Annotated in this window: 2 protein-coding genes; both read right to left on the reverse strand. The window is 60.2% G+C overall.

Going from position 1 to position 3,759, the window contains the following annotated elements:
- Positions 1-25: 25 nt before the first annotated feature.
- Entirely contained in the window at positions 26-370 is a 345-nt protein-coding gene (locus tag ABY948_RS11530; protein ID WP_461482682.1) for an HvfA family oxazolone/thioamide-modified RiPP metallophore, read from the reverse strand.
- Between the two features lie 137 nt (positions 371-507).
- Positions 508-3,759 (reverse strand): ATP-dependent RNA helicase HrpA (hrpA, locus tag ABY948_RS11535; protein ID WP_461482683.1); only part of this gene is annotated, 3,252 nt, incomplete at its 5' end.

Consider the following 3,759-nt stretch of genomic DNA (forward strand, 5'->3'; position numbering starts at 1 on the left):
AGCCATAGCGAATCAGGCTAGTGAATCAGTTTTTGCCGCCACACGTGCCTTCACCGCCTTTGTCTTCCCTGGCGGCTTTTTTCTCTTCACCGCACTTGCCTTCACCGCACTTTCCTTCCTTGGCGGCTTTTTTCTCTTCGCCGCACTTGCCTTCACCGCACTTTCCTTCCTTGGCGGCTTTTTTCTCTTCACCACACTTGCCTTCACCGCCTTTTCCTTCGCCATGAGAGTCGGCCAGGTTATAACCTGAACTCAGCTCATTGGCCTGAAACGGGTTTTCTGCGGCAGATGCCAGGGGGGAAATAGCGACAGAGGCCATAAATGCCGCGCCCACAGCGGCGGCCAACGGTTTCAGGTTCATCTTGGACATGGGTTATCTCCTTCAAGGGTTGTATTGTTCGTTATTGCCCGACCATCCCGGCCACGCTGACTAGTCAGACTGGGTGTTCCAGAATTAGTTTCAACAAAATTGGCGAGGTCACCACCTATGCCAACTGATCGCAATCATTATCGACCAGCAATAGCCGCTTCCAGGGATTCCCACTGCGCCAGCATGCGCTTGTCGGACACGGGAAACAGGGTTCGCAATTGCTGGGCAAACAGTGAGACGCGGTATTCCTGAAGCATAAAACGGTACTGCCAAATGTCATTCTGGACTTGCACAGGATAGTCCATCCAATGTGTTTCTGTACCCTCCAGTTTGCTCTCCAGCTTTTCCAGCAGCAGAGCATACTCTCGGTCTTTCTGAGGCTGGCCCGGCAATTTATCCAGGCGGATCAATAGCGCTTTCAGGTAGCGCTGGTACTGTTGCAACCACTGCCGGGGCACCCGTGACAGGAAGTTTTCCTGGAACAGCGAGGCCAGCTGGCGGTTGATATCCGGGGCGGCCTGCACAGCGGCCAACCCCAGTTTCTTCACCGCCCGCTGAATGTCGGCCAGCAACGGCAGCCAACTGACCAGCAACTGCTCCAGCTCATTAGCCTCGCTGACGATATTGCCCTTGCCCTCGGCCAGACGCTGTTCAAAGGCATCGCGCTGGCGGGGGATGCCCTCCTCCCCCAGCAGTGCCCCTTGGTAGGCGGCATCGATCAGCCAGGACAGCAACTGTTCCCGACCGGGCAACCCGGCGGCTTTCAGCTTCAGGTCCTGCCCTTTCAACAATTCCTTGCGCAGGTATTTCACCCCCTGGGGATAACTCAGCTGGTACAGTTTGATCAGCCCCTGGCGGGTCTTGTTCGCGGCGGTTGCCGGATTGTCCAGCAGCTTCAAATCCACTGCCTTGCCGTTCCAGACCAGCGCGGGATAGGTGCGGATGCTCAGTCCCTGCTGTTCAATGGAGAACACTTCCGGCAACTCATCAAAATCCCAGCCGCTGAGCGCCTGCTGTTCAATGCTGTTGTCCGGCGCCTGGCGGACGGTTTGCGCCACCCTGCCCCGATAGGTTTCCTTCAGTTGCGCCAGGTTGCGGCTCAGCGCCAGAACACCGCCCTGCTCGTCAATCAAGCGAATATTCAGCTGGTAGATATCCTCAATCTGCACCTGCTGCCACTGCTCTGGGCTGATGCTGACACCGGTATGCCGTTTCAGCTGAAAACCCAGGGCTTCCGTCAGGGCAACATCCCCGGCTTTCATGGCCGGCAGCGCCTTGTCCACAAAACTCGGCACCGGCACAAAATGGCGCCGCAGGGATTTCGGCAAGCCCTTGATCAGGGCAATGCATTTGTCCCGCAGCATCCCCGGCACCAGCCAATCAAAGCGATAATTCGGCACCTGATGCAGAATGCTCACCGGCACCGTGACAGTCACGCCGTCTTCCGGGTGGCCGGGTTCAAAGTGGTAGCTGAGGGGGTAGCGGGTACCCTGCCACTCCAGGTGGTCGGGAAACTGGGCACCGGCATCCTGATCCAGCTGGCGCTGGGCCAACAGCGCCTCGTCCATCCACAGCAGTCTGGAGTCGCTCTTTTCGGCCTCCCTGCGCCATTTCTCGAAACCGGCCAGGTTGACGATGGTGGCCGGAACCCGTTCGCTGTAGAACGCAAACAACACCTGGTCATCCACCAGGATATCCCGGCGGCGGGTGCGGGATTCCATCTCTTCCAGGTTTTCCTGCAAGCGCTGGTTGTGGCGAAAAAATTCCCCCTTGCCCCGGTATTCCCCCTCCACCAGCGCCGCACGGATAAACAGCTCGCGGCAGACCGCCGGGTCGATGGCACTGTACTGACAGGGCTGCCTGTCCAGGATCGGCAAGCCGTACAGGGTCTGGCGCTGGTAGGCCATCACCTGGCCGCTGCGGGCACTGTAGTGGGGTTCGCTGTAGCTGGTTTTCACCAGGTGGGCTGCCAGTTCCGGCAACCACTCCGGTTCAATGGCGGCGTTGACGTGGCTGTAGAGCCTGGCGGTTTCAATCATCTCCGCCGCCATCAACCACTTCGGCGGCTTCTTGAACAGCCCGGAACCGGGAAACACATGAAACTTGCGATTGCGCGGCCCCATAAACTCCCGCTCCTCGTGGCGGAAGCCGATCTGTCCCAACAGGCCGCTGAGCAGTGCCCGGTGCACGGCCACATAGCCAGCCGGCTGGTGGTTTTCCGGCAGCTTCAGCTCCCGGCAGTAACCGTGCAACTGGTGGTGCAGATCGCGCCATTCGCGCATCCGCAGGGGCGAGACAAACTGCTGCCGACAGTATTTGTCGAACTGGTTGCGACCCAGTTCCTGGCGCTTCGCCTCCATGTGATTCCAGAGGTTGAGAAAGGCCACGAAGTCCGAGTCCTTGTCCTGCCACTGGCGGTGTTTCTCGTCCGCCGCCTGCTGTTTGTCGGCGGGCCGTTCCCGTGGGTCCTGGACACTCAGCGCCGCGACGATGATCAACAGCTCCCGCAGGGCGCCCCCTTTTGCCGCTGCCAACAACATCCGTCCCAGGCGCGGATCGGCCGGGATACGGCTCAGTTGTCGCCCGATCGCCGTCAGTTCCCCGTGCGCATTAACCGCCTGCAACTCCTGCAACAGGCTGAAACCGTCGTTGATCAGCCGTTGATCGGGTGCATCCACAAAGGGAAAGTCGCGGATGTCGCCGATTTTCAGCTGCAGCATCTGCAGGATCACCGAGGCCAGGTTGGTGCGCACGATTTCCGGGTCGGTGAAGGCGGGACGGCCGTTGAAATCCTCCTCGCTATAGAGTCGGAAGCAGACCCCCTCGCTCACCCTGCCACAGCGCCCCTTGCGCTGGTTGGCACTGGCCTGGGAGACCGCCTCAATGGGCAGTCGCTGCACCTTGGTGCGATAGCTGTAACGGCTGATGCGGGCGGTGCCGGGGTCGATCACATAGCGGATGCCAGGCACCGTCAGCGAGGTTTCCGCCACGTTGGTGGCCAGCACCACCCGCACCCCGCGGTGGGGCTGGAACACCCGGTTCTGTTCCGCCAGGCTGAGCCGGGCATAGAGCGGCACCACGTCCAGATGCGGCAGCTGGGCCTTGCGCAGCACATTGGCGGTTTCGCGAATTTCCCGCTCGCCGCTGTGGAATACCAGGATATCGCCGCGCTTGGGCAGGGCAAGAATATCCTCGACGGTCTCCAGCACCTGCTGGGACAGCTCCCGTTCCTCGTCGGCGGGGCGGTATTCCAGCTCCACCGGAAAGGTGCGGCCGGACACTTCGATCACCGGGGCATCGTCAAAATGGCGGGAAAAGCGCTCCAGGTCGATGGTGGCGGAGGTAATGATCAGTTTCAGATCCGGGCGCTTGGGCAGGATTTTCTTCAG

The sequence above is a fragment of the Porticoccus sp. genome (genome assembly GCF_041592135.1).
In the GTDB taxonomy this organism is placed as follows: domain Bacteria; phylum Pseudomonadota; class Gammaproteobacteria; order Pseudomonadales; family Porticoccaceae; genus Porticoccus.